This is a genomic window from Blautia obeum ATCC 29174, assembly GCF_025147765.1.
In the GTDB taxonomy this organism is placed as follows: Bacteria; Bacillota; Clostridia; order Lachnospirales; family Lachnospiraceae; genus Blautia_A; species Blautia_A obeum.
Genome location: NZ_CP102265.1, coordinates 1,251,446 through 1,275,256, shown reverse-complemented (window position 1 = coordinate 1,275,256; position 23,811 = coordinate 1,251,446). Strand labels below are relative to the sequence as shown.

The following is a 23,811-nucleotide window of genomic DNA, read 5'->3' as shown; positions in this document are numbered from 1 at the left end:
GAACTACTTCACCTCTTTTTCCTTCAGCTCTCCATCGCGAATCATCACAACCCGCTTTGCATGTGCAGCAATGTCCGGATCATGAGTGATCATAAGGACTGTAACCCCCTCATCATTCAGCTTCTGGAAAAGCTCCATGACCTGAGCACCTGATTTACTGTCAAGTGCTCCTGTTGGTTCATCTGCCAGAAGGAGTTTGGGGTTATTTACGATTGCCCTGGCAATCGCAACTCGCTGCATCTGTCCACCGGAAAGCTGGTTCGGCTGAAAGTCTACACGATCAGCAAGTCCTACTCTTTCCAGTGCCTTCATTGCCCGCTCCCGTCTTTCTTTCTTCGGGACTTTGGCATAATTCAATGGAAGTTCTACGTTAGCAAGCGCAGACTGTCTTGGAAGAAGGTGGAAACTCTGAAATACAAATCCGATCTTATTAAGTCGGATATCTGACATATCATTTTCTGAACAGTTGAGAATGTCCTGTCCATCCAGAAAAAATTTCCCTTCTGTCGGCTTATCCAGGCATCCTATAATATTCATGAGTGTTGTTTTTCCTGATCCGGATGGTCCCATGATTGCCACATATTCTCCCTCTTCCATGGAAAAATTAACGTCCTTCAGAACCGGCACACTCATCTTTCCCTGCTGATAGTTCTTAAAGATTCCCTTTAATTCCAAAATCATTGTGCTTCCTCCGTATCCTCCTCTACCGGCATAAGATTATCATCCAGTATCTCACCTGAATCGGAACTTCCGTCTGTCATATTCATTGATTCATCCGATGAACTGTCATCCACAATGCTGTCATCAACTGCTTCCGGATCATCAACAACGGTTCCGTCATCGCTCATTTCATATTCACTGACACCCTCTGTATCAGCCGTATCCGGAAGAGGATCTTCACTGAAGCTGCTATCATCCAGCGGCTGCATATCTATGTTGCCTGTATCCATTGCATCTTCTATATTAGTCGTCGTAGACATTCCCTCCTCAAGTATATCAGACGGATATGCTATACAGTCATCCTTGGAAAGACCATCTGCAATCTCATATTCTCCAAGTTCTTCATCATGCTGTCCCAGAATCACACTACGTTTCTCCAGTTTGCCCTTCTTATCTGCTGCCCACACATACGGACTGTCTGTATCTGCATCAACAATATAAACCTCACTTAACCAGATTCCTGTCTTTTGACTTTCCTGTCCTTCATCCATCTCAATATAAACATGCTGGCCAAGCATCAGCCCGTCTGATGAATCGAGATTTACATAAAACGGATAAGTACTGGTACTCGTCTGAGAATCACTGCTGTCCGTCATTCCGTAAAAAGAATTGTTATTATTGCCGGAAGATGCACTGTCCTTATCAATCGTTCCCATGGTCCCCTTCCAGGTCTGACTGTCATCCACACGAGATCGAATGATTACCGGTTCGCCCTCAACAATGCTGTTTACATTTAATTCATTGACTGTACCTTTTATACGGTAAGCACCTGTACTCAGAATTGTAATAAATGCATTGCTGCCCCCGCTGCTGCTATCATCAGAAGAAGAATCTCCTGAATCTGTATCATCCACGCTGCTGTTATCCTCTGTTGTCAGCTTCGATGTATCGATTTTCTGGATAACACCATCAATTGAACTCCGGACTTCTGTATTGCCGGTCGCGCTTTGGAGTTTGTCAATCTCAGCCTGCTTGCTTTTCTGACTGTATTCATTTTTCTTGAGATTCATTTTGTTTGTCTCAATCTCAATCGTATAAGAAAGCTGATTATCCTGACTTGCTTTTTTCTTTTCTTTTTCAAGCGTGGCAATCCGCTCGTTCAGACTGCTTGCCTCATTTTTCAGGCGGTCAAGGTCAAGCTGTGCTTCTTCCAGGCTCTCCTGAATGCTGCTCAGATCATATTCAAACAAAAGCTGCCCTTTCTTGACCTGATCACCGGTCTTAACCTGGACTTCTTTTACTGTCCGTCCACTCTCCAGTTCTACAGAAACAGTCTCCTGAGGCTCAACTACTCCTGCATAGCGGTTGGAAACTCCTGATGTCTGTCCGGTAAGATCGCTTATTTTGGTTACATATACAGAATCTCCACTTGTCTCCTGCTGACCAAATACGCCCATTTTCCAACATACTCCTGCAGCAGCGCCGCCACCAATTATCAATATCCCGAGAAGGATTAAAATACGTTTTTTCATAAATCTGTGTTTCCTCCTATCAGTCCAGACATTACTGACTTAATGATACACTATTCATGTGTTTACTTTGTAAAAATCACTTTTTAACTTATATATCATATCAGATTACACCTGAAAATGAAAGAGCTGTACAAAATCATCCCGGTTTTCACAATATTTTCATAAATGTCTTCCAAAACAGCATAAAATTACCATTTTTTGACTTTTCCATGCTTATCTGATAAAATATAAAGGATTATTTTTGAAAGGAAAGATACCTATGAAGATCGCAAAAGGTCTGATGCCATTTCTGCTGATTATCCTGGCTGTCATATGTTTGACCGGCTGTTCCCACGTGGATAAGACAGATGTACAGGCAGTTATCACAAATGAACTGGATCTATTGAAAAATCTGGACTCTGATACGACCCAGAAATATGTATCCTACAAAGAACTTTTTCCCGACGCTACCAAAGAGATCAAACTCTCAAATGAAGTAAAAGAAGTCTTTTCTCTCTTCTTCCAGAATTTTGATTACGAAATTCTGAGTGTAAACGTCGACAACGATAAAAAAGAAGCCACAGCTTCCCTGCGCTTATCCACAATAGATGCAGCCTCTCTTGCCAAAGATTACGGCGAAGCTTCTCTGAAAAATGCAATTCTCAAAGCGGCTGACAGCGAAGAACAGGCTACAGAAAAAAACACAGATTCCATGGAAGAACGTTATCTCCTGCTGGATCAACTCCTCAGCAATAACAATTATGCTACCGTAGAACGAGAATGTACTGTGGAACTTTGTAATAAGGGAAGTAATGATGACAAAGACGAATGGGAGATCATACGTTCACACTCCCTGGAGAACAATCTTGTCGGCGGTCTGATGACTTATCTGTCTGATAACAACCTCCTCTCACCTGAGGAAACCCTGACCGTCTATCTGAATACCCTTAAAACAATGAATACAGAACAAATGGGCAATTATCTTGGAATCGAAAGCCTGTTCAATACTTCCGATACAGACAAGAATTCTATTGCTACCGCACTGGTGGAGCTTTTTCACTCTACTTTTGATTTCAATATTTCCAGCTGTGACGAAGAAAGCTACAATGCTGTCATTCAGACTAAGATCACTACCTTTGACAGCAATGCGATCCTTACTGCCTATCAGAATGAACTGGATACTTATCTGAGTTCTGCCGATGCTGTAATTGATGGTTCTGTCAAACGTTATGAAAAATCCATGCAGCTGCTTCTGTCGAAAATCAAATCAAATACAGCGACTGTACAGACTGCTGCTGTTTTCCATCTTACCAATGATGGTGTTTCCTGGAAACTCCAGGACAGCAATGCAGCAATCGGAAATGCCATTTTCGGAACGCTCAGCAGTACTCCGGTATCCGAAGAAGCAAACGATACCGCTGATTCCTCTGAACAAAACTAATTTTTATACTTCAAAACGGCCGTCCCACATCCGGGACAGCCGTTTTCTTTTATATCTGCAGCCTATTTGCTGCTCTTATTCTTCTGTTGTTTCTTCTTTAGCTGTTTCAAGCCCAAGTTCCTCAAGCTGCTGTTCGCTTACCACACTCGGTGATTCTGTCATCAGACAGGAGGCATCTTTTACCTTCGGGAATGCAATGACATCACGAATACTGTCAACTTTTGCCATCAGCATAACCAGACGGTCAAGTCCATATGCCAGTCCAGCGTGAGGCGGAACTCCATATTTGAATGCATTCAGAAGGAAACCAAACTGTTTGTAAGCTGCATCTTTCGTAAATCCAAGCATCTCAAACATTTTTTCCTGAATATCATTCTGATGGATTCGAACACTACCTCCACCGATCTCATTACCGTTCAATACGATATCATAAGCTTTTGCACGGATTTTTCCAAGATCTCCACTCTCGATCAGTGGGATATCCTCTTCCATCAACATCGTAAATGGATGATGCATTGCTGTATAGCGGTTTTCTTCTTCACTCCATTCAAGAAGCGGGAACTCTGTTACCCATACGAAACGATATTCGTTTTTGTCAAGAAGATCCATCTGTTTTGCAAGTTCTACACGAAGAGCACCAAGAACATCATATACAACTTTGTTCTTGTCTGCTGCAAAGAGAAGCAGATCTCCCGGTTTACCTTCCATCGCCTGAACCAGAGCATCCATCTCTTCTTCTGTCATGAATTTAGCAAAGGAAGATTTGCGTGTACCATCTTCTGCAATAGCGATGTAAGCAAGACCTTTTGCACCATAAGTCTTGGCGAAATCAACAAGCTTGTCAATCTTCTTACGAGGCATGCTTCCCTGGCCTTCTGCATTGATACCACGGACACTTCCACCAGCCTCCAGTGCATTCTTGAATACTACGAATCCGCAATCTTTCACTACTTCACTTACATCATGCAGTTCCATACCAAAACGCATATCCGGTTTGTCAGAACCGAAACGGTCCATAGCTTCCTGCCATGTAATTCTCTGAATTGGAAGCTTGACATCCACATCCAGAACTTCTTTAAACAGATAAGCAAGGAATCGCTCATTTACATCGATAACATCGTCTACGTCTACAAAGGAAAGCTCCATATCGATCTGTGTAAATTCCGGCTGACGATCTGCACGAAGGTCCTCATCACGGAAACAACGTGCGATCTGAATGTAACGGTCATATCCGGAGCACATCAGAAGCTGTTTGTACAGCTGCGGAGACTGTGGAAGGCCGTAGAAAGAACCTGGGTGAATTCTGGACGGAACAAGATAATCTCTCGCACCTTCCGGTGTACTCTTACCAAGCATTGGTGTCTCAACTTCCAGGAATCCTTCATCTGTGAAGAATTTACGGGTAAGCATCATTACTTTGCTCTTCATCATCAAATTTCTCTGAAGGTCCGGTCTTCTCAGGTCAAGGTAACGGTATTTCAGACGAATTTCATCTTTTGTCTTGCTGTTCTCTTCGATCGGGAAAGGCGGAACCTCAGACTCTGCGAGAATTCTTAAAGATTCTGCACGGAGTTCCAGTGCACCTGTAGCAAGATTTTCATTTACAGCACCACCGCGATTCTCAACTGTACCGGTAACTGCGATTACAAACTCACTTCTCAGTTTGCCTGCTTTTTCAAAACCTTCCTGGTCAATGCTGCCATTTTCAAAGATCACCTGCATGATACCGGAACGGTCACGAAGATCAACAAAGACAAGACCTCCTTTGTTACGTGCCTTCTGCACCCATCCCATCAGGGTTACTTTGCTGCCGACCATATCCTTTGTTACTTCTGCACATCGGCATGTCCTGTGCAGACCTTTCATACTTTCAGCCATGATTTTTCTCCTTTTTGAAGCACTTATTTATTAAAGAATTCTACAAATTCTGTATATCCTTCCGCTGTCATCTGTTCCTTCTGGAATTTCTTATTTTTCTTCATGATAGAAATGTTGATCTGAACACCATTCTTACGTTCTTCTTCTGCCTGTTTCAGAATCGGAAGAAGTTTATCAGCCGGCATGTTCTTCTCGATCAGATACACTTTCTTAGCTGCATTTGTCGGGATTTCATACCCTCTCTCCAGAAGCAGCATAACGATTCTCTCAAATCCAATGGAAAATCCGCATGCAGATGTATTCTGTCCGGTGAATTTACCGATCATCTCATCATAACGTCCACCGCCACCAACAGAACCGCCAAACTCATCCATTGCGATCTCAAAGATCGGACCTGTGTAGTAAGACATTCCACGAACCAAAGTCGGATCAAAGGAAATCTTAAAGTCTGCATTTTTCACAGAATCAACTGCTGTGATGATGGTCTCAAGATCTTCTGCTACTTTCGGATCCAGAACATCACTCAGTTTTTCTTTGCAGTAACGTACGCCTTCAATATCAGTTGTAATTTCTTTGAACATACCAAGATAGATATCAATACTGTCTTTGCTGAAACCTTCTTTTTCCAGTTCTTCAGCTACACCTTCCAGACCAATCTTGTCCATCTTGTCCAGAATGATGAAAACTGTATCAAAGCTACCTTCCGGAAATCCACTGTACTGTGCCATAGCTTTCAGGATTTTTCGGTCATTGATACGGATCGTGAAATTATGGAAATCCAGTTTGCCAAGCAATGTCGTTGTTGCCATGACAAGTTCAATTTCTGCAAGATAAGTAGGCTCACCAAGAATATCAATATCACACTGCATAAACTGGCGGAAACGGCCTCTCTGCGGACGGTCCGCTCTCCAGACATTGCCCATCTGAAGTGCCTTAAACGGAGTCGGAAGCTGTCCTGCATTGTTGGAATAATATCTGGAAAGCGGTACAGTCAGATCATAACGAAGGCCTGAATCAACCAGATCAGCCTCACACTCTGCTGTATCCAGTTTCAGTTTTTCTCCTCGTTTCAGAATCTTGAAGATCAGTTTCTCATTCTCTCCACCCTGTTTGCTGCTGAGATTTTCGATATGTTCCACACATGGTGTCTCAATTGCAGAAAATCCAAATTTTCCATATGTTTCACGAATCATGTTCATCACATAATTACGAATTTCCATCTCTTTTGGTAAAATGTCTTTCATACCGGTAACCGGTTTCTTCTTTAACGCCATACTGTCCTCCTGTTATTTGTTATTGTGTACAACTCTCTGAAATGCAAGAAAAACTTCCATATCAAAATTTTTGATCTCATCGATCATAAGCTCTATCACTGTACTGACATCAAACGCTCTTCTGTAAGGTCTGTCTGAGCTCAGTGCCGCATAAACATCGCAGACACGCAAAATTCTGGCCCCAAGCGGAATGCTGTCCCCTCTGAGATTCGACGGATAGCCGCTGCCATCATAATTTTCATGATGATACAAAACACTCTGAAGTACCAGCTCTGAATACCCCTGATTCTTCAGTTCTTCATATCCCAGCGAAGAATGCATACGGACATACTTCAGTTCTTCTATCAGAAGGGGATCATTTTCCTGTCCGTTGATATAGCCGGTAAGCTTCAGCTTCCCAATATCATGGAGCATTCCGGCAATCGCCATCTGATAACAGAACTCCTCGTCCTGCCCCAGTTCGGCAGCTACAGCATACGCAAGATTACTGACAGCAATTCCATGATTCAGTTCCTCAGAAAGATCAAAATCCAGCAATCTGTCACCAGACTTGAATATTTCCGCCTGTCCCGGCTCTTTCTCTGCTGTCTGCAATACGTCCACCTCCTGCTGTCATAACCAGGTATTGATTCCTTTGCGTTTTCGTTCTATCATTTCATCAATACGGTCAATGTAATTTGTAACATCTTTGACATTTTCCACACGTTCAATACGTTTGCCCTGATCAAAGACAAGCTTGGAAGAACCGCCGGCCCCCAAAGCGATGATCGGCTGTTTTTCCTCCATAATTAGTATATTGTAAATCCCGGCTTTGTCAACCTTTGCATAGCCAACATTCTCAAAATTTCCCTTCATATTCTTCTGTCTGTACAGATAATAAGGGCCCATTTCCATTTCGTAGGCTACTTTCATGGTCATGTCCATGATCTCCTGGTTGTTCTCAAAAGTCATTTCCTGATATTTATCTTTAAAAATATTCAGTCGTGCTGCCCTCTTAACAGCAAGGGAATGTACGGTTATGCTGTCTGGTGCAAGTGCTTTCACTTCATTCAATGTGTTTTCTACCATTATCTTATCTTCTCCAGGCAGACCAACGATCAGATCCATATTGATGTTGTCAAAACCACACTCTCTTGCAAGCATAAATGCCTGCTTTGTTTCCTCTACTGTATGACGTCTTCCAATAATATCCAGCGTTTCCTGATTCATCGTCTGTGGATTTACAGAAATCCTTGTAATCGGATAATTGCGGATCATCATCAGCTTTTCTCTGGTAATACTGTCCGGTCTTCCTGCTTCAATCGTAAATTCTGCAAGATTCTCGCAGCAAAAATTCTCCATCAGTGCATCCAGAAGGACTTTCAGCTGCTCCGGTTCCAGCGTTGTCGGTGTACCTCCTCCAATATAAACCGTATCCAGTTTTCTGCCTTTTGCTTTCATGATTGCAGCAACTTCTTTTATCTCTTTGCAAAGTGCTTCCAGATACTGGTTCACACGGTTCTTCCACTGTTTCAATGGATAGGAACTGAAAGAACAGTAAAGACATATACTCGGGCAGAACGGGATTCCCACATACAGACTGTAACCATTTTCATAATCAATATCTTTGAGAATCTCTCTTTCTCTGTTCGCTATTGTGATCGCAAGTGCTGTTTTCTGCGGACTCACCATATAGCGCTCTCTCATTTCCTGTGCCGCTTCCGTATTCTTCATACCAGATTCAATCAGTCCCATTGCAAGTTTCGCCGGCCGGATACCTGTCAGGTTTCCCCAAGGAAGTGTTTTCCCCGTCAGCTTTACTAATAACTTGTACAGTGCAATCTTAACAATATCCTTACGCTCCTTACGAATCGCATGTGCACGTTCTTTTGCCTCACTGTCATCAGCATCCACACAAGAAATAAGGGCATCCGAAGACTGCCCTTCTATAAACTCTGCACTTGTCACGCCTTTATTCTCATGGTCCTCATACCGGATCACACAGGAATCACCCTGCTTTTCAATTCGAAAATAAAGATCACAGCCCGCTTCCTCTTCTTCATAGAAAGAACAGATCTCACTTCCCGGATAAAACGCACGGATCAGTTCATATATATCGTGTTCAAACTCTCTGTCCTGAAACAGAATACCAATCTTATACAAATGGATTATACCTCTTTTCATAACCAATCGTTGTTGACGTATCATGTCCCGGATAAACTTCCGTATTATCCGGAAGTGCTTCCAGCAGTCTGTGCAGACTGTTTACAATTGCCGCGGTGCTTCCCTCCGGAAAATCAGTTCTTCCCACCGACCCACAGAAAACAGTATCTCCGCTGAACAAAACTCCTTCATCTTTCAAATAATAGCAACAGCTTCCTAACGTATGTCCGGGAGTCTCGATCATCTGAACCGAAAAACCTGCCAGTTCCACAACCTGAAGATCCGTAAGATAGACATCCGCCTTCAATGTATAGCTGCTCATGTGAAATGCTGTCAGATTGATTCTTGGATCCTGCAGCGTCTTTTCTTCTTTGGCACATGCATAAATTGGAATATTATATTTCTTTTTGATTTCTTCTGCTGCAAGAATATGGTCAAAATGACCATGTGTCAGAAGAATTGCAACCGGTCTGCCCTGCATTTCAAGAACCTTCTGTTCGATTCTGTCGGCATTATCGCCCGGATCAACGATCAGCATTTCTTCTGTTTCTTTATTTTTCAGGAAGTAACAATTCGTAAACACACTTCCAACAATACATTTCTGTAAATCCAGTCTTTTCATACTATTATCCTCATCTAAATCAACCGGTTGTACGTTCTACATCGATCACACTTTCTACCTGACGTATCTTGGCAACAAGTGATGAAAGCTCTTCTTTGCTTCCAATCTCAAAGCTGATTGAAATCGTCGCCTTTTCCTGCTTGCTTGTACGGCTGTTAATGCTTCTCATATCAATCTTTCTCTCTGTAAAGATTTTGGAAAGATCCACCAGAAGACCAGTACGGTTATTTGCATAGACCTGAATCTCAGCCATATATTTCTCAGAACCTTTATTGTCCGTTGGCTGCCATTCAGCTTCGATCAGACGGGATCGATCCATTTCCGACATATTCAGCACATTCACACAATCTGTACGATGAATGGTAATTCCCCGTCCCCTTGTAACAAATCCAACGATTTCGTCTCCCGGGATCGGACTGCAGCACTTTGAAAAACGAACTGCAACATCATGGATACCTTTTACAACGATACCACCTTTGTTTTTGGTAACATGCAGTTTCTCCTGTGCTTCCCCAGTAGCCTCCAATACCTGCTCGTCTGTAAGATTCTTCTGATTTTCTTTATCATAAGCTTCCATCAGCTTATTGAAGACCTGTCCTTCTTTCAGACCACCATGGCCGATTGCAGCCAGTACAGAATCCCAGTCACGGAATCCATATTTACGCATAACGGATTCCAGGAACTGCGGTTTTGTATAGATTCCAAGTTTATATCCTTTGGACTTGGCATACTGTGTCAGCATGTCTTTGCCTTTCAGGATGTTATCTTCTTTCAGTTCTTTCTTGAACCACTGATTGATCTTATTCTTTGCCTGTGTGCTCTTGACAAGATTCAGCCAGTCACGGCTCGGTCCCTGTGAATTCTGTGAAGTAATGATCTCAATACGGTCCCCATTTTTGATCTGATACTCAATTGGAACCAGTTTACCATTGACACGCGCCCCAACCATACGGTTACCAACAGCACTGTGTACACTGTAGGCAAAATCAATCGGTGTAGATCCATTTGGCAGGTTCTTGACATCTCCCTGCGGTGTGAAACAATAAACACTGTCTGCAAAAAGATCTAAGTCATTCTTAAGAAGACTCATAAATTCTCTGTTGTCAGACATATCTTTCTGCCATTCCAGAATCTGACGCAGCCAGTTCAGTTTCTCTTCTTCTCTCTTATCAACAGGTACTTTACCATCGGATGATTCTTTGTATTTCCAGTGTGCAGCAATACCATATTCCGCAGTCTTGTGCATCTCAAATGTGCGGATCTGAATTTCAAATGGCTGTCCGTTCGGGCCGATCAGCGTCGTATGCAGAGACTGATACATATTTGGCTTCGGCATGGCAATATAGTCCTTGAACCTGCCCGGAATCGGTTTATACATCTCATGGATGACGCCAAGTGCCGCATAGCAGTCTTTGACAGTATCTACCAGGATACGTACTGCAAACAGATCATAAATCTGATCGATCGTCTTGTCCTGGTTGACCATCTTTTTATAGATACTGAAGAAATGTTTGATTCTTCCGTCAACCTGCGCTTTAATGGATGCCTCATCCATATGCTGCTTGACCTGTTTGACGATATTGTTTACAAACTCCTGTCGTTCACTTTTACGAAGAGCAACTTTATCCACCAGATCATAGTATACATCTGGTTTCAGATATTTCAGCGAAAGGTCATCCAGCTCTACTTTGATTTTGGAGATACCAAGTCTCATAGCGATCGGTGCATAAATATCCATCGTTTCACGGGCTTTTTCCTGCTGTTTCTCCGGTCTCATATACTGCAGGGTGCGCATATTATGCAGGCGGTCTGCAAGCTTGATCAGAATAACACGGATATCCTTTGCCATGGCAAGAAACATCTTTCGAAGGTTTTCTGCCTGAAGTTCTACTTTATCAGCTGAATAGCTTAACTGTCCCAGTTTGGTAACGCCATCCACCAGAAGTGCAACTTCTGCACTGAACTCCTTCTCTACTTCTTCTATTGTCATCCAGGTATCTTCAACTGCATCATGAAGAAGACCTGCAACGATCGTTTCTTTGTCCAGCTCAAGATCTGCAAGTATGATTGCCACACAAAGAGGATGTATGATATACGGCTCTCCTGATTTTCGCTTCTGATCTTTGTGGGCTTCCCTGGCCACTTCGTAGGCTTTCTGTATCATGGAAATATCCGTAGAAGGGTGATATTTCTTCACACTGGCTATCAGCTCCTCATACAAAACCTCCGGACTGGTAAAATCCTGCATGGTTTTGACCGCTGCATCTGCTTTTTTTACGGATTCAAGCTTTTCCTGTTCTGCCTTGTCCATTGTTTTTTCAAGCTGTACATTCTCTTTCTTATCTGCCATTATCTCCCACCTGCCTGCCGTTATTTATTACTGTTCACGCTGTTGCCGCCGCAGAATCATTTACCTTCGTATCTGATCACAGAAGCCACATCATAACCAGCGAGTCTTTCGCGTCCTTTTAATCCTGCAAGCTCCATAAGGAAAACAACTTTGACTACTTCACCGCCAAGTTCTTCTACCAGCTTAATTGCAGCTTCCACCGTACCACCGGTAGCGATCAGGTCATCAATGATTGCTACTTTCTGTCCTGGTTTGATAGAGTCTTTGTGCATCTCTATAGTTGCACTTCCATATTCCAGATCATAGCTTCTGGAAACAGTCTCACATGGAAGTTTGCCTTTTTTGCGAACCGGTACAAATGGTTTATGAAGATTATATGCAATCGGCACACCAAAGATAAAGCCTCTGGATTCAGTTCCTACGATCACATCTACATCCGTATCCTTGAGACAGTCCTGCATGGAATCAATTGCAAGCTGAAGTCCATCTGCATCCTGCAGAACACTTGTAATGTCTCTGAAAATAATACCCGGTTCCGGAAAATCCGGGATACTTCTTACGTAATCTTCTATTTTTTTCATTTTTGCGTACCTCGCTTTTCTTTACATATAAATCTGGTTTATAATTATATCACTTTTTTGTGACAGAATCAATGACTAACCCATTTTGTCGGCTGTTCAGACCATTCTGTGTAAATTATGAAGTAATTTTCTGCAACATAAAAAAGCCACCTGCTCACAGGCAGGCAGCCTTTCTAATTCTTAATTGTTCTTTTATTAGCTCCAGATTGAAGAGTAAGCTTTCAGTATTACATCTGCTCTGGCAGTTGTTACTGTATTCAATGCTGACTGGATCGCCTTATATGTATTCGGGCGCTGGCTGCTCAGTGCAGCTCCATTCAGCATATAATCCTTCACAGATTCAGCAAAATATTCCGCAGCATTCTGTGTTGCATATGCTTTGTTATATCCTGTGAATTTCGCTTTTTCACTGTTATATACAGATGCGAATGCACTGCTCTGATCTACGTTGCCTGCAATAAATGCAAGGAAATGTCCAAGCTCATGATAAATTGTCTCATCTGCTTCCTGGATCGTGATGCTTCGTGATCTTGCATCAAAATGTCCTGCATAAGCGGCATTCGGATCAACCGTTACCGTAAATCCCATTCTTGCATACGCATTCAGTACTCTGCTGTCCATCTTCGGTGCAATAGAAGCAACATTGCTGATCGTATGCTTGGATGCCTTCTGACTGGAGGTCTTTGCTGAACCAGAGTTCTGAGTTCCGGAACTCTGGAATGAAACTTCCTGCGTCTGCGCATTCTGCTGTGAAGCTGCAACTGTTGTTGTAGTCTTGACTGTTGTTACTATTTTCTGTGTGACAACTTTCTGTTTGGATTTCTTTGTGTACTTCTCAGTCGTTGCTGTCTGTACAGTTGTCTGTGTCTTCACAGTCTTCTTACCACTCTTCCTGGTTTTGGTAGTTGTTTTTTTCTTTTTTGGTGTATGACTTCTTCGATGCTTTTTTCAGTTTTACTTTCTTTCTCGTTGTCTTCGTTTTTCTTTTTGTCTTCGTTGTTACCTTTGGCTTTGATGCCAGCGGAGTATCATCACCGGTAATTGTTGTTTCGATCACCGGATCCGTATAACTGGAAAGTTCTGGTATGTCAGAAGACTGCATCACCATCGAAAAACTTCCTGCGGCAATCACCGCGGCTGCTGCAACACATCCTGCTGCAACTTTTTTCCTCGTAAGGAATTCTTTGATTTTCATTTTTCTTTTCATATTATCACACCTTTCAGATATCGACGTATGAAATACAATATTGTTCACAGCAATCCAGTCGCCGGAACATCAGAGTTATTCATATTTTAACACACAAAAAAACCGTTTAATTAAATTAAACGGCCGCATATGTTAATTCAGATTCTCTCTTCTGTAGTCCATAATACGTCATTAAATCGGAATTTAATGCGGCAACCGGCTGCCTTAGTCTCACGACCTTAGACCCGTGGCTTTGCGTCCCTGCCTTTCAGCAGGTTTGCCTTTATGCTATAAGTATAGTTTTTTCTTCAGTGAATGTCAACGTTTTTTCCTGTATATTTCACATTTCTGTAATAATTCAAAAAATCAAAAACCTCTTAAGGAATATTGCCTGTAAACATCTACTCTGCTATACTTAACTCAAAACAAACACAAGTAAATATTTCATATTATCAAGGAGCAGTCACATGAACCGATTCATTCGCTTACGACTCCTTGCCATGCTATTGTGTCTGCCTTTTCTGTTAATATTTATTTCAGGCTGCGGATCTTCTTCGCAACAAAAAGATGAACCCCCTGTCTATTCCCCGCTCCAGGTTCTTGTTCCTGAAGCCACTGGAAAAGAAACTCTTGGCTCATCGCCTATGATACTGGATGTATCCAATATCAGCCAGGGCTACTTTATTGCCCAGTCCGATTCTTCTGACCTGACATGCAGTTTGCAGATCATTTCTCCTTCTGGTGTACTTTATTCTTATTTTATTGCACCCGGAGAATCCGCAATCGTCACTTTTACAGAAGGCAGCGGTGATTACACAATTACCGGTTACCAACAGGTACAGGGTGACCAGTATGCAGCTCTTTACAGCGAAACAGTTACCGTACAGCTTGAAAATGATTTTCTGCCTTTTCTCTATCCAAATCAATATGTAAACTTTACACCGGACAGCAAAGCCAGCCAGCTTGCGCTCTCCCTGATCGATGAGGACACCGTTGATGTAGATGCATTGCAGCAGATTTACGATTATGTTGTGTCAAATCTGACTTATGATTATGAAAAAGCAGATACTGTGACCACCGGATATCTTCCCGATGTCGATGAAACCCTGAAAACAGGCACCGGCATCTGTTTTGATTATGCCGCGCTCACCACGGCCATGCTCCGAAGCTGTGATATTCCATGCAAACTTCAGATTGGTTATGCCGGAGATATCAAGCATGCCTGGATCGATGTATATATACGCTCCAAAGGCTGGGTCAATCAGGCAGTATCCTTTAAAGGAGATACCTGGACACTTATGGATCCTACCTTTGATTCTAATAGCGATGACAAAGAAGCTATTCAGGATTACATTGGAGACGAAAGCAATTACACTGTACAATTCACACGTTAATGGCAAAGGAGATTTTTTATGAAATACACATTAACAGCCCGGGAGCTCAGTAACTTTTTCGGACAGCTTGGAATGCTGATTCATTCAGGCATTTCTGTAACAGAAGGCTTGGCGATTCTTCAAGATGAAAGTCAGACGGATACAGACCGTGAAATCATCACCGCGCTGCTCACTTCCATGGAAGAAACCGGAAGTCTTACACAGGCAATGGAAACTTCCGGAAGATTTCCCCATTCTTCTGTTTCTTATATAAAGACCGGTGAAGAAACAGGATGCCTGGACGAAATTCTGAACAGCCTGACTCTGCACTATGAACAGGAACAGGAAGTTTCCGAACAGATTCGAAGTGCAGTTACCTATCCCCTGATCATGCTTGGAATGATGGGAATCGTTATTGTCGTTCTTCTTGTAAAGGTACTTCCTGTATTTCAGCAGGTCTTTCAGCAGATGGGTATGGAAATGAATACGCTTTCTCTTGGATTACTGAAAGCCGGGAGTATTCTCAGCAATTATTCCGGTATTTTCCTGATATTGGTAGTTCTCTTGGTTGGTCTGATTCTTTTTCTCAGTCTGAGCGAAAAAGGACACATTTATCTGAGAAACGCAGCTTACCACTTACCAGTCTTTCGCGATATCCCACTGGCTGCCGATTACGGGCGTCTTGCACAGGGACTTTCTCTCGGGCTGAAAAGCGGTCTCACTCCAGATACAAGTCTTGAGCTGTCTGCTGAAATGGTTTCACATCCTCTGATTTTGAAGCGACTGGAAGAAACAGGTCATTTACTGGAAGAAGGCACTCCGTTTTATCAGGCACTGACAGATTCCAAACTTTTTACCGGTATGGAGGGAAGACTGATTTCTGTTGGTTTTCAATCTGGTTCGGCAGATGAGGCACTTAATCAGCTTTCCGTAAAATATCGTGAAAAAGCAGTTGATCTGATTTCGGAAGCAATCTCCATCGTTGAGCCAACGATTGTCATCATCCTGTCCCTGCTTGTCGGTCTCGTTCTGCTTTCTGTAATGATGCCGCTTCTGGGTATTCTCTCTGATATTGCATTGTGAGGTGAGCTATAAATGGAACTCTTTGACAGCCACAGAAAAAAATTTTTACGCAGATTCAGTCTGTTACTACCTTTATGCTTTCTCATTCTGATCAGCAGCATTTTTTTCATCAGTGTCAGCTTTGCATCCGATGAAACCCTTCACAAAGAACAACAGGCACTGGAACAGGCACTTGAAAATGGTGCTATCCGGTCATATGCCATGAATGGTCAATATCCAGAAAGTCTGGACCAGATTCTGAATGATTACCACATAACTTATGACCGCTCTCGTTTTGTTGTCGAATATACCCCAAACGGTTCCAACCTGCTTCCTTATATAAGTGTAATTCTGCTGTCCGATACTGCCGGACATGGAAAGGGGGCTGCCAAATGAAAAAAAGGCTTATCACCAGACATCCAGTTGCTGAACTGGCTTCTCTTCTGCTTTTTGGCATTTTTGTTCTTTTTCTTTTGCTCATGCTGTTTTTTTCAGCACGCATTTATCAGCAGACTGTAAAAAATACAAATGCAGAAAATACTCTCGGTACTGCTGTTTCCTATCTTACAACCAAGTTCAGACAGCATGACACAGTAAATGGAATTTTCACCGGCAAACTGGATAATCTTTCTGCCCTTTGTTTTCGTGATACACTGAATGATCAGGATTACATCACTTATATTTATCTTGATCAGGGTAATCTGAAAGAACTCTTTACTTCAGACAGTTCTTCTGCCAATGCATCTGCCGGAACAACGATTGCTCAACTTTCTGACTTTCAGATTTCTGAAAGCAGACCTGGTTTTTATTCTTTTGAATTAAAAGATTCTGAAGGAAACAAAGAAACTTTTTATCTCCATCAGAATTCCGTTTCCAAGGAGGCATCATGAAAAAAATATCCGCACATTCAAAAACAAGTCTCTTTTTAATGGAAATGATCTTTGTTCTGCTTTTTCTGGCACTTTCCAGCGCTGCCTGTATCCGTCTCTTTGCTGCTGCAAAAAAAAATCATATACAGGCTCAGGAATGGCGTCATATACAAACGCTCACAACTTCCGTCGGTGAAATTCTGGAAGACAGTGACGGAACCGCAAAAAGCTTTGTCTCACTGTTTCCTGATGGACAGATTCAGGACAATCTCATCGAATGGTACTATGACAGTTCCTGGCAACTCTGTTCCGATTCACAGGCTTCCTATAAAATGGAACTTACATTACACGAAACAGCGAACCCCAGACAGGGAACCCTTACTTTCTATCACGCCACAAATGATATACAGATTTACACGATTGATCTGGTTTTTCCTATTATTGAAAATTCAGACAAGGAGGCCAGCTCATGAAAGACCACAACAGCTTTTTTACTGCCACGGGAATTCCCTCTCTGTTTCTGATCTTTTCCGTGCTTTGTCTTGCAGTGCTTTCTTTGCTGACACTCGGAAATTCCCGTTCAGAATTAAACACCGCCCGTAATTCCATGCAACAGACAGAAGATTATTATAATGCCTGCAGTCAGGCTTCCACAGTTATCAATGAGATTCAGACAGAACTCACAGATGCCTACCGGCAGGCCACCGATCAGAAGAATTATCTTGCCCTTGTCGGACAATTCTGCAAGGATCATTCTGAGCTTACTTTTGACGAGGAAAAGCAGACATTGCTTTTCGCCGAATCACTCTCTGACACTCAGCAGCTCACTGTCTGCCTGAAGGTTTTATACCCGGAGAAATCCGGGGATTCTCTGATACAAATATTACAATGGAAAACAGACACCACGGCTTCCTGGACTCCGGACACCAGTCAGTCTGTTTATAAAGGAGGCACTCATGAATAAAGAACAAACTCTGGAATTTCTCTCTAAGGCAGCAGATCTGCACGCTTCAGATATTTTTATTATTGCAGGACGTCCACTTTCTATAAAAACCGATGGACGTCTTTCCACCTATGGTGACCGTCTGATGCCGGAACAGACCAGTGAAATTCTCGAAGCAATTTATCAGATGGCGAATAACCGTGATATCTCACGACTGCACAATACCGGTGACGATGACTTTTCCTTTTCTATTCCAGGTCTGTCACGTTTTCGTATCAATGCTTACAAACAGCGTGGTTCTCTGGCAGCAGTCATACGTGTTATCGCTTTCCAGCTGCCGGATCCCGCCGAGCTTTCTATTCCCGAGGATGTCATGAGTATTGCCAATCTGACAAAAGGCATGGTTCTTGTAACCGGATCTGCCGGAAGCGGAAAATCCACAACCATGGCCTGCCTTATCGATCGAATCAACCATTCTCGCGAAGGGCATATCATTACGCTGGAAGATCCTCTGGAATACCTGCATCGACACGATCGTTGTATCGTAAGCCAGCGTGAGATATGCACTGATACGGAAAATTATATTACTTCCCTGCGTGCTACCCTTCGCCAGAGCCCGGATGTCATTCTTCTTGGCGAAATGCGTGATCACGAAACCATTCAGACTGCCATGACAGCTGCCGAGACCGGTCATCTCATCCTTTCCAGTCTGCACACACTCGGAGCCTCAAATTCGCTCAACCGTATCATAGATGTTTTTGAACCATCCCAGCAGCATCAGATCATTATGCAGCTTTCTATGGTGCTTCAGGCTGTCATTTCTCAACAGCTGGTTCCGGATGTCAACGGCAAAAATATTCCTGTTTTTGAGATTATGCGTCTTACTCCCGCTATCCGGAATATGATCCGTGATAATAAAATTCATCAGATCGACGGTGTCATTTCTTCCAGTCCCGGACAGATGCGCTCCATGGATCAAAGCCTTTTTGAATTGTACAAAAATGGACGCATCACAAAAGAAACTGCCATCAACTACGCAATGAATCCGGAAATGCTCCGCAGAAGACTTGGATGATTTTTTCTTTTGGAATCTTCCTCACAGAACAAAGCGGACAAGTCCGCTTCAAACTCCCTGAATCCCTCAATCTTTGAGGGACTTGTTACGCTTTGCGCGCCAGATGCGGTCTGCTTCAGCAGACATATTCCTCATGCATCTGGTCGCATCCTCGCGGAGCGTTTTTATGTAATAGGAACATTACGGAGTAATTTCCTATTACATAAAAAATCCGTCTCAGGCTTATCACCTGAAACGGATTTTTTTATTGCTTATTTTTTTCTGATCAAGTATCAGCTCTTTTTGCCTCCGAAACGTTTTTTTACAAAAACTACAATTGCTACAATTGCTGCCAGAAGAATAATCACGAAATGATTGAAGAATCGGTGTATTATCTCCTGTCTTAACTGCAGTATTAACTGCAGTCTTAGCTGTAGAATTTGACGAACCAGATGTTTAATTTTATGCTAAAATATCATATTTGTCGAAATTATGTGCAATTTTGTGTGCAATTTACATTATCATACAGTGTATTTACGAAAACTTTACGAAACTCCATACTTTTCCCTTATTTCAGTGCCAAAATCAACAATAATTCTTTATGACCACCTGCAGGTTTTCTCTTCCCTGAAAAACATTAATTTCAGGATAATATGTAACAGATATGGTATCATGCGCCTGTACAAAATCCACGAATTCCTGTGCTTCTCCAAAATATACTGCATCCATCTTTATTCCATTTCCATCTATAAGAAGCATCTTTGCCACATTCCTGTTTCTGCCAAAAACACGAATCCCCACTGCCCGAAGATTTTTCTGTGCAAACAAAGGTTTCGAGTTCCCTTTACCAAATGGTTCCAGCACCTTTAACTGTTCTGTCAGTTTTTTGGAAAGATAGGAAATCGGCATTGGCACATCGATCATAATTTTGGGAATCAGATCCTGTTCTGTAAGGGTACAGTTATCATTCAGGCGTCTGCGGAAAAGTTCTACATTTTTTTCCTCCATTGAAAGTCCGGCTGCCATCGGATGACCGCCAAACTGCATGAGCAGATCACTGCATTTCACCAGTTCCTCATACATAGAGTAGGCCTCGATTGACCGTCCGCTTCCCTTTACTCCATCAGATCCTTTCGTCAGCACAAACACCGGCTTATTATATGCTTCACGGATCCGTCCTGCAATAATACCAGCAAGGCTCTCATGACAGTCTGGAAGATACACTACCAACACTCGGTCCTTACCGAGATTATTTTCCTCAATGCTCTGAATCGCCTGTCCTTTTCCTTGCTCTGTCATGGCTTTTCTGCTCTGATTCAGATCATACAGATCATCCGCAAGCTTCATTGCATCTTCCATATTATCCGCAAGAAGCAGTTCCAGAGATCTTGCTGCTGTATCAAGCCGTCCGCTTGCATTGATACATGGGCCAATAACAAACCCTACATGATATGCCGTAATCTCTGCACCTTCAAGATTATTCACACAAATCAGTGCTTTCAGCCCTTCAAAAGAAGTAGAAGAAAGTTTTTTCAATCCTTCCTTTACAATGATCCTGTTCTCTCCCTGCAGATCCATGACATCACCTACTGTTGCAATTGCTGCCAATTCAAGAAAATCCCATATCTCATCACTGTCAATCCCTAATCTTTCATATAACGCCCAGATCAGTTTCCACGCAACCACCGCCCCGCAGATATTTTTATTCGGATACAGACAGTCATTCTGTTTCGGATTCACCACTGCATCTGCTTTCGGAATGATCCAGATTCTTCCATCCTCTGTATCGCGGAAAGGAATATCATGATGATCCGTAACGATCACAGTGAGTCCTTCTTTTTTTGCGTATTCTATTTCAGCCGCAGCTGCAATCCCATTATCGCAGGTCAGTATCGTATCAATTCCATCTTCCAGTGCTTTATCGATCAGCTGCTCATGCATTCCATATCCGTCTTTTACTCTGTCCGGAATGTAAGTATCCACATTTGCATTAAGTCGTTTCAGACCTTTCAACAAAATGCAGGTAGCTGTCACGCCATCTATATCATAATCTCCGATGATTCGGATCTTTTTTTTCTGCGTAATTTTTTTCTGAAGGATCTGCACTGCACGTTCCATATCCTTCATCTTCCATGGGGATGGAATTTCCGCAAGTGTTCCATATAAATAGGAACGAATCTCTTTCATATCCTGTATATCACGGTTTCGTATCAATCTCGCTATCACAGGATCAATTCCAAATTCACTGCCTATTTTTTGAAAATCTGCTTTCTTATTATATACCATCCACTTTTCCATAATGATCCTCTCTGTTTATCAACCTATCCATTATTAAAACACAAATCCCGGGGCAGCAGTCTGTCCCGGGATCTGAGATGTGTTACTGTTCACTCCGTTCACAGCAACTTAATTGTTACTTTTTATGTTTCGGATTATGCATCCTTATTTTCATCATTTGAAGCATTTTCTTTTGCCGCTGCTTCCTGTGCCGCCAGACGTTCTGCTACTCTCTTGCGGTTTTTCTTTTTCGGCTGATCTGAATTTTTCTTTCCGGATTTTGTATCCTGGCTGTTATTATTCTGTTTTGCAGGAGCTGCAGTATTCTTTGCTGCTACAGCCTGTGCAACAGGTTTCTTATAATAGCGTTTCATTACCAGCCACAGAGCACCTGTGATGCATACAGAAGAGTAAGCTCCACAGATAACACCTACCATCAGAGGAGCTGCGAACTCACGTATAGAAGATACACCCATGATGTACAGAACAGCTACCATTACGAAAGTTGTGAAAGAAGTGTACATACTTCTTGTAAGTGTCTGTGTGATACTTTCATTAACGATCTCTTCAAGGTTTGATCTGCTTCCCTTCGTATTCTCACGAATACGGTCGAAGATAACGATCGTTGCGTTGATAGAATAACCTACGATGGTAAGCATGCAGGCAATGAAGGTATTACCTACGGAAATTCTGGAAATTCCATAGAATGCAAATACAACCAGTACGTCATGCAGCAGGGCAAGTACTGCACTGCTTGCGAAACGGATATCTTTGAAACGGAACCAGATGTAAGCAAGCATGCAGAGTGTAGCCACAATCACGGCAACAACTGCATCTCTTCTCATCTCGGAACTTACTGTAGAAGAAATACTTTCTGTTGTGATCAGAGAATCATCTACATTAAATTTCTCAACAAGTGCATTATCCAGTTTCTCACGTTCTTCCTGAGAAAGCGTACGCGTCTTGATAACTACCTGATTCGTTCCTACAACTTTAGTCGGCTGTACATTCTTATCACCTGTAACTTCTTCAACGACAGGAGTTACTTCAGAGTCAATCTGCTTGATATCCATGTCTTCGTTGAATGTTACAGTTGTTGCAGTACCACCTGAGAAGTCAAGTGCATAGTTCAGAGCTGTTCCATCTACGTTGTGATGGATTGCCATTGCAACCGGACCACTTAAGATCAGAATGATGGAAATAATGAAAAATACTTTTCGTTTTCCAACAACATTGAATACTTTACGCTGTTTTGCACGACCGTAGAATTTCTCATCATGGAATCCTACTGCATAAAGAGCATTCATAACAAAACGTGATACAACCAGAGCTGTAAACATGGAAACTACGATACCAAGAGCCAGTGTATAAGCAAAGCCCTTAACAGTACCGGAACCAAGCCACATCAGCACGAGAGATGCGATCAGGGTTGTGATGTTTCCATCGAAGATTGCGCTGAACGCTTTTGAGAAACCGGATTTAATAGAAGCTCTTACAGAGTTTCCGGCTGCGATTTCTTCCTGAATACGTGCGTAAATGATAACGTTCGCATCAACCGCCATACCAATACCAAGAATGATACCTGCGATACCCGGAAGAGTCAGTGTGATGTCAAATGCATTCAATGTAATGAGTACGATCGCTGTATACAGGATCAGTGCCACACCGGCAACAACACCCGGCAGACGATACATAATAATCATGAAGATGATTACAATAACAAGACCGATCAGACCAGCCATAACACTGGTGGAGATTGCTTCTTCACCAAGCTGTGCAGCAACTACGCTGGAACGAAGTTCTTCCAGTTCGATGCTCAGAGAACCGATACGGATATAGGAAGCAAGATTCTGTGCTTCTTCCACACTGGACATACCAGTAATCTGTGCCTGTCCACCTGTGATTGCTTCGTTTACCTTCGGTGCGCTTAAGATCTGATTGTCATAAACGATCGCAATCTGTTTTCCTACGTTTGCTTCTGTAGCATCTGCAAATTTTGTCTTACCTTCATCTGTAAGTGTCAGGCTGACTGCATACTCTCTGGAGCTGTTTTTGTCAGACTGGAATGCACCACCCTGGGCATCTTTTACATCTGTACCTTCCAGAACGACGGATCCGGATTCACGAATCTCGTCCAGACTTCTTGCCAGTACATAACCGCTTCCTGTACTGGAGAAGTTTGCATTACCGTCATCATCTGTCATTGTGATAAAACACAGAGAACCCGGTTTTCCAAGGTCATTCAGAATCGCATCTGCATCTGTAACACCAGGAATCTCTACAGCGATACGGTCGCTTCCTTCTTTGTACACCTGTGCTTCTGTACTGTACTGTTCAACACGCTTCTGGAGTTTATAAACAGTATCTGACATGTCTTCTGCACTTGGGTTGCTGTCTTTTGCCTGATAGGTGATACTTACACCACCAGACAGGTCCAGGCCGGTCTTAATGTTTTTTGCAGAACCGGTACCTGTTGGTCCGAGGCCAATCCCGGCCGTGTAACACAGAAAGACTGTGATAATGGCGGTCAGAAGCAGCACAACAATTCCTTTGCTTTTCTTCATTGTTCTTTCCCTTCTTGCATTATT

The 23,811-nt window shown here is 42.6% G+C and carries 21 protein-coding genes and 1 riboswitch; of the genes, 8 read left to right on the top strand and 13 right to left on the bottom strand.

Annotation, left to right across the window (positions count from 1 at the left end; translation table 11 throughout):
* Positions 1-3: 3 nt before the first annotated feature.
* Entirely contained in the window at positions 4-681 is a 678-nt protein-coding gene (locus NQ503_RS06075) for an ABC transporter ATP-binding protein (protein WP_005426461.1), read from the bottom strand.
* Positions 678-2,192, bottom strand: coding sequence for an efflux RND transporter periplasmic adaptor subunit (locus NQ503_RS06070; RefSeq protein ID WP_055056519.1), 1,515 nt, complete (start codon positions 2,190-2,192; stop codon positions 678-680). The genes NQ503_RS06075 and NQ503_RS06070 overlap by 4 nt, the downstream gene beginning before the upstream one ends.
* 259 nt (positions 2,193-2,451) lie before the next feature.
* Here NQ503_RS06070 and NQ503_RS06065 point away from each other — a divergent pair, with 259 nt between their 5' ends.
* Complete coding sequence (locus tag NQ503_RS06065) at positions 2,452-3,612, top strand: hypothetical protein (protein ID WP_005426465.1); 1,161 nt, start codon at positions 2,452-2,454, stop codon at positions 3,610-3,612.
* A gap of 75 nt (positions 3,613-3,687) precedes the next feature.
* Here NQ503_RS06065 and aspS read toward each other — a convergent pair whose 3' ends face one another.
* The 9 genes from aspS to NQ503_RS06020 form a co-directional block, all read right to left on the bottom strand.
* Positions 3,688-5,490, bottom strand: a complete 1,803-nt coding sequence (gene aspS / locus NQ503_RS06060) for an aspartate--tRNA ligase (RefSeq protein ID WP_005426467.1) — start codon at positions 5,488-5,490, stop codon at positions 3,688-3,690.
* 23 nt (positions 5,491-5,513) lie between these two features.
* Positions 5,514-6,764 carry a histidine--tRNA ligase gene (hisS, locus tag NQ503_RS06055; RefSeq protein WP_005426469.1) on the bottom strand — a complete coding sequence of 417 codons (1,251 nt, stop codon included), beginning with the start codon at positions 6,762-6,764 and terminating at the stop codon, positions 5,514-5,516.
* Positions 6,765-6,776: 12 nt separating this feature from the next.
* Positions 6,777-7,367 (bottom strand): HD-GYP domain-containing protein, encoded by a 591-nt coding sequence (locus NQ503_RS06050; RefSeq protein WP_334290511.1) that lies wholly within the window; start codon positions 7,365-7,367, stop codon positions 6,777-6,779.
* A gap of 9 nt (positions 7,368-7,376) precedes the next feature.
* Complete coding sequence (hemZ, locus tag NQ503_RS06045; RefSeq protein WP_005426471.1) at positions 7,377-8,927, bottom strand: coproporphyrinogen dehydrogenase HemZ; 1,551 nt, start codon at positions 8,925-8,927, stop codon at positions 7,377-7,379.
* Positions 8,899-9,528 carry an MBL fold metallo-hydrolase gene (locus NQ503_RS06040; RefSeq protein ID WP_005426472.1) on the bottom strand — a complete coding sequence of 210 codons (630 nt, stop codon included), beginning with the start codon at positions 9,526-9,528 and terminating at the stop codon, positions 8,899-8,901. The genes hemZ and NQ503_RS06040 overlap by 29 nt, the downstream gene beginning before the upstream one ends.
* Before the next feature lie 19 nt (positions 9,529-9,547).
* Entirely contained in the window at positions 9,548-11,839 is a 2,292-nt protein-coding gene (locus NQ503_RS06035; RefSeq protein WP_044925999.1) for a RelA/SpoT family protein, read from the bottom strand.
* Positions 11,840-11,934: 95 nt separating this feature from the next.
* On the bottom strand, positions 11,935-12,459 hold the full coding sequence (locus tag NQ503_RS06030; RefSeq protein WP_005426474.1) for an adenine phosphoribosyltransferase: 525 nt from the start codon (positions 12,457-12,459) through the stop codon (positions 11,935-11,937).
* A gap of 195 nt (positions 12,460-12,654) precedes the next feature.
* The gene (locus NQ503_RS06025; protein WP_242650173.1) at positions 12,655-13,332 is read right to left on the bottom strand and encodes an anthrax toxin lethal factor-related metalloendopeptidase; all 678 of its coding nucleotides are present in this window, start codon (positions 13,330-13,332) and stop codon (positions 12,655-12,657) included.
* A 7-nt stretch (positions 13,333-13,339) separates the two neighbouring features.
* A complete protein-coding gene (locus NQ503_RS06020; RefSeq protein WP_005426477.1) occupies positions 13,340-13,666 on the bottom strand; it encodes a hypothetical protein in 327 nt (108 codons plus the stop codon).
* 187 nt (positions 13,667-13,853) lie between these two features.
* Positions 13,854-13,937, bottom strand: a riboswitch (cyclic di-GMP riboswitch).
* Positions 13,938-14,112: 175 nt separating this feature from the next.
* On the opposite strand from NQ503_RS06020, the gene NQ503_RS06015 reads away from it, so the two are divergent.
* From NQ503_RS06015 to NQ503_RS05985, 7 genes are read left to right on the top strand one after another with little or no spacing between them, the layout of a single operon-like run.
* Positions 14,113-15,039, top strand: coding sequence for a transglutaminase-like domain-containing protein (locus NQ503_RS06015; protein ID WP_044925909.1), 927 nt, complete (start codon positions 14,113-14,115; stop codon positions 15,037-15,039).
* 18 nt (positions 15,040-15,057) lie between these two features.
* Complete coding sequence (locus NQ503_RS06010) at positions 15,058-16,101, top strand: type II secretion system F family protein (protein ID WP_005426479.1); 1,044 nt, start codon at positions 15,058-15,060, stop codon at positions 16,099-16,101.
* A gap of 12 nt (positions 16,102-16,113) precedes the next feature.
* Complete coding sequence (locus NQ503_RS06005; RefSeq protein WP_005426480.1) at positions 16,114-16,476, top strand: hypothetical protein; 363 nt, start codon at positions 16,114-16,116, stop codon at positions 16,474-16,476.
* On the top strand, positions 16,473-16,970 hold the full coding sequence (locus tag NQ503_RS06000) for a DUF4860 domain-containing protein (RefSeq protein WP_005426481.1): 498 nt from the start codon (positions 16,473-16,475) through the stop codon (positions 16,968-16,970). The genes NQ503_RS06005 and NQ503_RS06000 overlap by 4 nt, the downstream gene beginning before the upstream one ends.
* Entirely contained in the window at positions 16,967-17,422 is a 456-nt protein-coding gene (locus NQ503_RS05995) for a hypothetical protein (protein ID WP_005426482.1), read from the top strand. Before NQ503_RS06000 ends, NQ503_RS05995 begins: the two co-directional genes overlap by 4 nt.
* Entirely contained in the window at positions 17,419-17,913 is a 495-nt protein-coding gene (locus NQ503_RS05990; RefSeq protein ID WP_005426484.1) for a hypothetical protein, read from the top strand. The genes NQ503_RS05995 and NQ503_RS05990 overlap by 4 nt, the downstream gene beginning before the upstream one ends.
* Positions 17,906-18,967, top strand: a complete 1,062-nt coding sequence (locus tag NQ503_RS05985; RefSeq protein WP_005426485.1) for a type IV pilus twitching motility protein PilT — start codon at positions 17,906-17,908, stop codon at positions 18,965-18,967. Before NQ503_RS05990 ends, NQ503_RS05985 begins: the two co-directional genes overlap by 8 nt.
* 564 nt (positions 18,968-19,531) lie before the next feature.
* Here NQ503_RS05985 and recJ read toward each other — a convergent pair.
* Both recJ and NQ503_RS05975 read right to left on the bottom strand, forming a co-directional pair.
* Positions 19,532-21,244, bottom strand: coding sequence for a single-stranded-DNA-specific exonuclease RecJ (gene recJ, locus NQ503_RS05980; protein ID WP_005426486.1), 1,713 nt, complete (start codon positions 21,242-21,244; stop codon positions 19,532-19,534).
* A gap of 134 nt (positions 21,245-21,378) precedes the next feature.
* Positions 21,379-23,787, bottom strand: coding sequence for a protein translocase subunit SecDF (locus tag NQ503_RS05975; RefSeq protein ID WP_005426487.1), 2,409 nt, complete (start codon positions 23,785-23,787; stop codon positions 21,379-21,381).
* Positions 23,788-23,811 lie beyond the last annotated feature (24 nt).

What these genes read in the sequence shown, in the direction of transcription:
- NQ503_RS06075 (WP_005426461.1), bottom strand. Translation starts at nt 681, where the DNA reads ATGATTTTGGAATTAAAGGGAATCTTTAAGAACTATCAGCAGGGAAAG.
- NQ503_RS06070 (WP_055056519.1), bottom strand. Translation starts at nt 2,192, where the DNA reads ATGAAAAAACGTATTTTAATCCTTCTCGGGATATTGATAATTGGTGGC.
- NQ503_RS06065 (WP_005426465.1), top strand. Translation starts at nt 2,452, where the DNA reads ATGAAGATCGCAAAAGGTCTGATGCCATTTCTGCTGATTATCCTGGCT.
- aspS (WP_005426467.1), bottom strand. Translation starts at nt 5,490, where the DNA reads ATGGCTGAAAGTATGAAAGGTCTGCACAGGACATGCCGATGTGCAGAA.
- hisS (WP_005426469.1), bottom strand. Translation starts at nt 6,764, where the DNA reads ATGGCGTTAAAGAAGAAACCGGTTACCGGTATGAAAGACATTTTACCA.
- hemZ (WP_005426471.1), bottom strand. Translation starts at nt 8,927, where the DNA reads ATGAAAAGAGGTATAATCCATTTGTATAAGATTGGTATTCTGTTTCAG.
- NQ503_RS06040 (WP_005426472.1), bottom strand. Translation starts at nt 9,528, where the DNA reads ATGAAAAGACTGGATTTACAGAAATGTATTGTTGGAAGTGTGTTTACG.
- NQ503_RS06035 (WP_044925999.1), bottom strand. Translation starts at nt 11,839, where the DNA reads ATGGACAAGGCAGAACAGGAAAAGCTTGAATCCGTAAAAAAAGCAGAT.
- NQ503_RS06030 (WP_005426474.1), bottom strand. Translation starts at nt 12,459, where the DNA reads ATGAAAAAAATAGAAGATTACGTAAGAAGTATCCCGGATTTTCCGGAA.
- NQ503_RS06020 (WP_005426477.1), bottom strand. Translation starts at nt 13,666, where the DNA reads ATGAAAAGAAAAATGAAAATCAAAGAATTCCTTACGAGGAAAAAAGTT.
- NQ503_RS06015 (WP_044925909.1), top strand. Translation starts at nt 14,113, where the DNA reads ATGAACCGATTCATTCGCTTACGACTCCTTGCCATGCTATTGTGTCTG.
- NQ503_RS06010 (WP_005426479.1), top strand. Translation starts at nt 15,058, where the DNA reads ATGAAATACACATTAACAGCCCGGGAGCTCAGTAACTTTTTCGGACAG.
- NQ503_RS06005 (WP_005426480.1), top strand. Translation starts at nt 16,114, where the DNA reads ATGGAACTCTTTGACAGCCACAGAAAAAAATTTTTACGCAGATTCAGT.
- NQ503_RS06000 (WP_005426481.1), top strand. Translation starts at nt 16,473, where the DNA reads ATGAAAAAAAGGCTTATCACCAGACATCCAGTTGCTGAACTGGCTTCT.
- NQ503_RS05995 (WP_005426482.1), top strand. Translation starts at nt 16,967, where the DNA reads ATGAAAAAAATATCCGCACATTCAAAAACAAGTCTCTTTTTAATGGAA.
- NQ503_RS05990 (WP_005426484.1), top strand. Translation starts at nt 17,419, where the DNA reads ATGAAAGACCACAACAGCTTTTTTACTGCCACGGGAATTCCCTCTCTG.
- NQ503_RS05985 (WP_005426485.1), top strand. Translation starts at nt 17,906, where the DNA reads ATGAATAAAGAACAAACTCTGGAATTTCTCTCTAAGGCAGCAGATCTG.
- recJ (WP_005426486.1), bottom strand. Translation starts at nt 21,244, where the DNA reads ATGGAAAAGTGGATGGTATATAATAAGAAAGCAGATTTTCAAAAAATA.
- NQ503_RS05975 (WP_005426487.1), bottom strand. Translation starts at nt 23,787, where the DNA reads ATGAAGAAAAGCAAAGGAATTGTTGTGCTGCTTCTGACCGCCATTATC.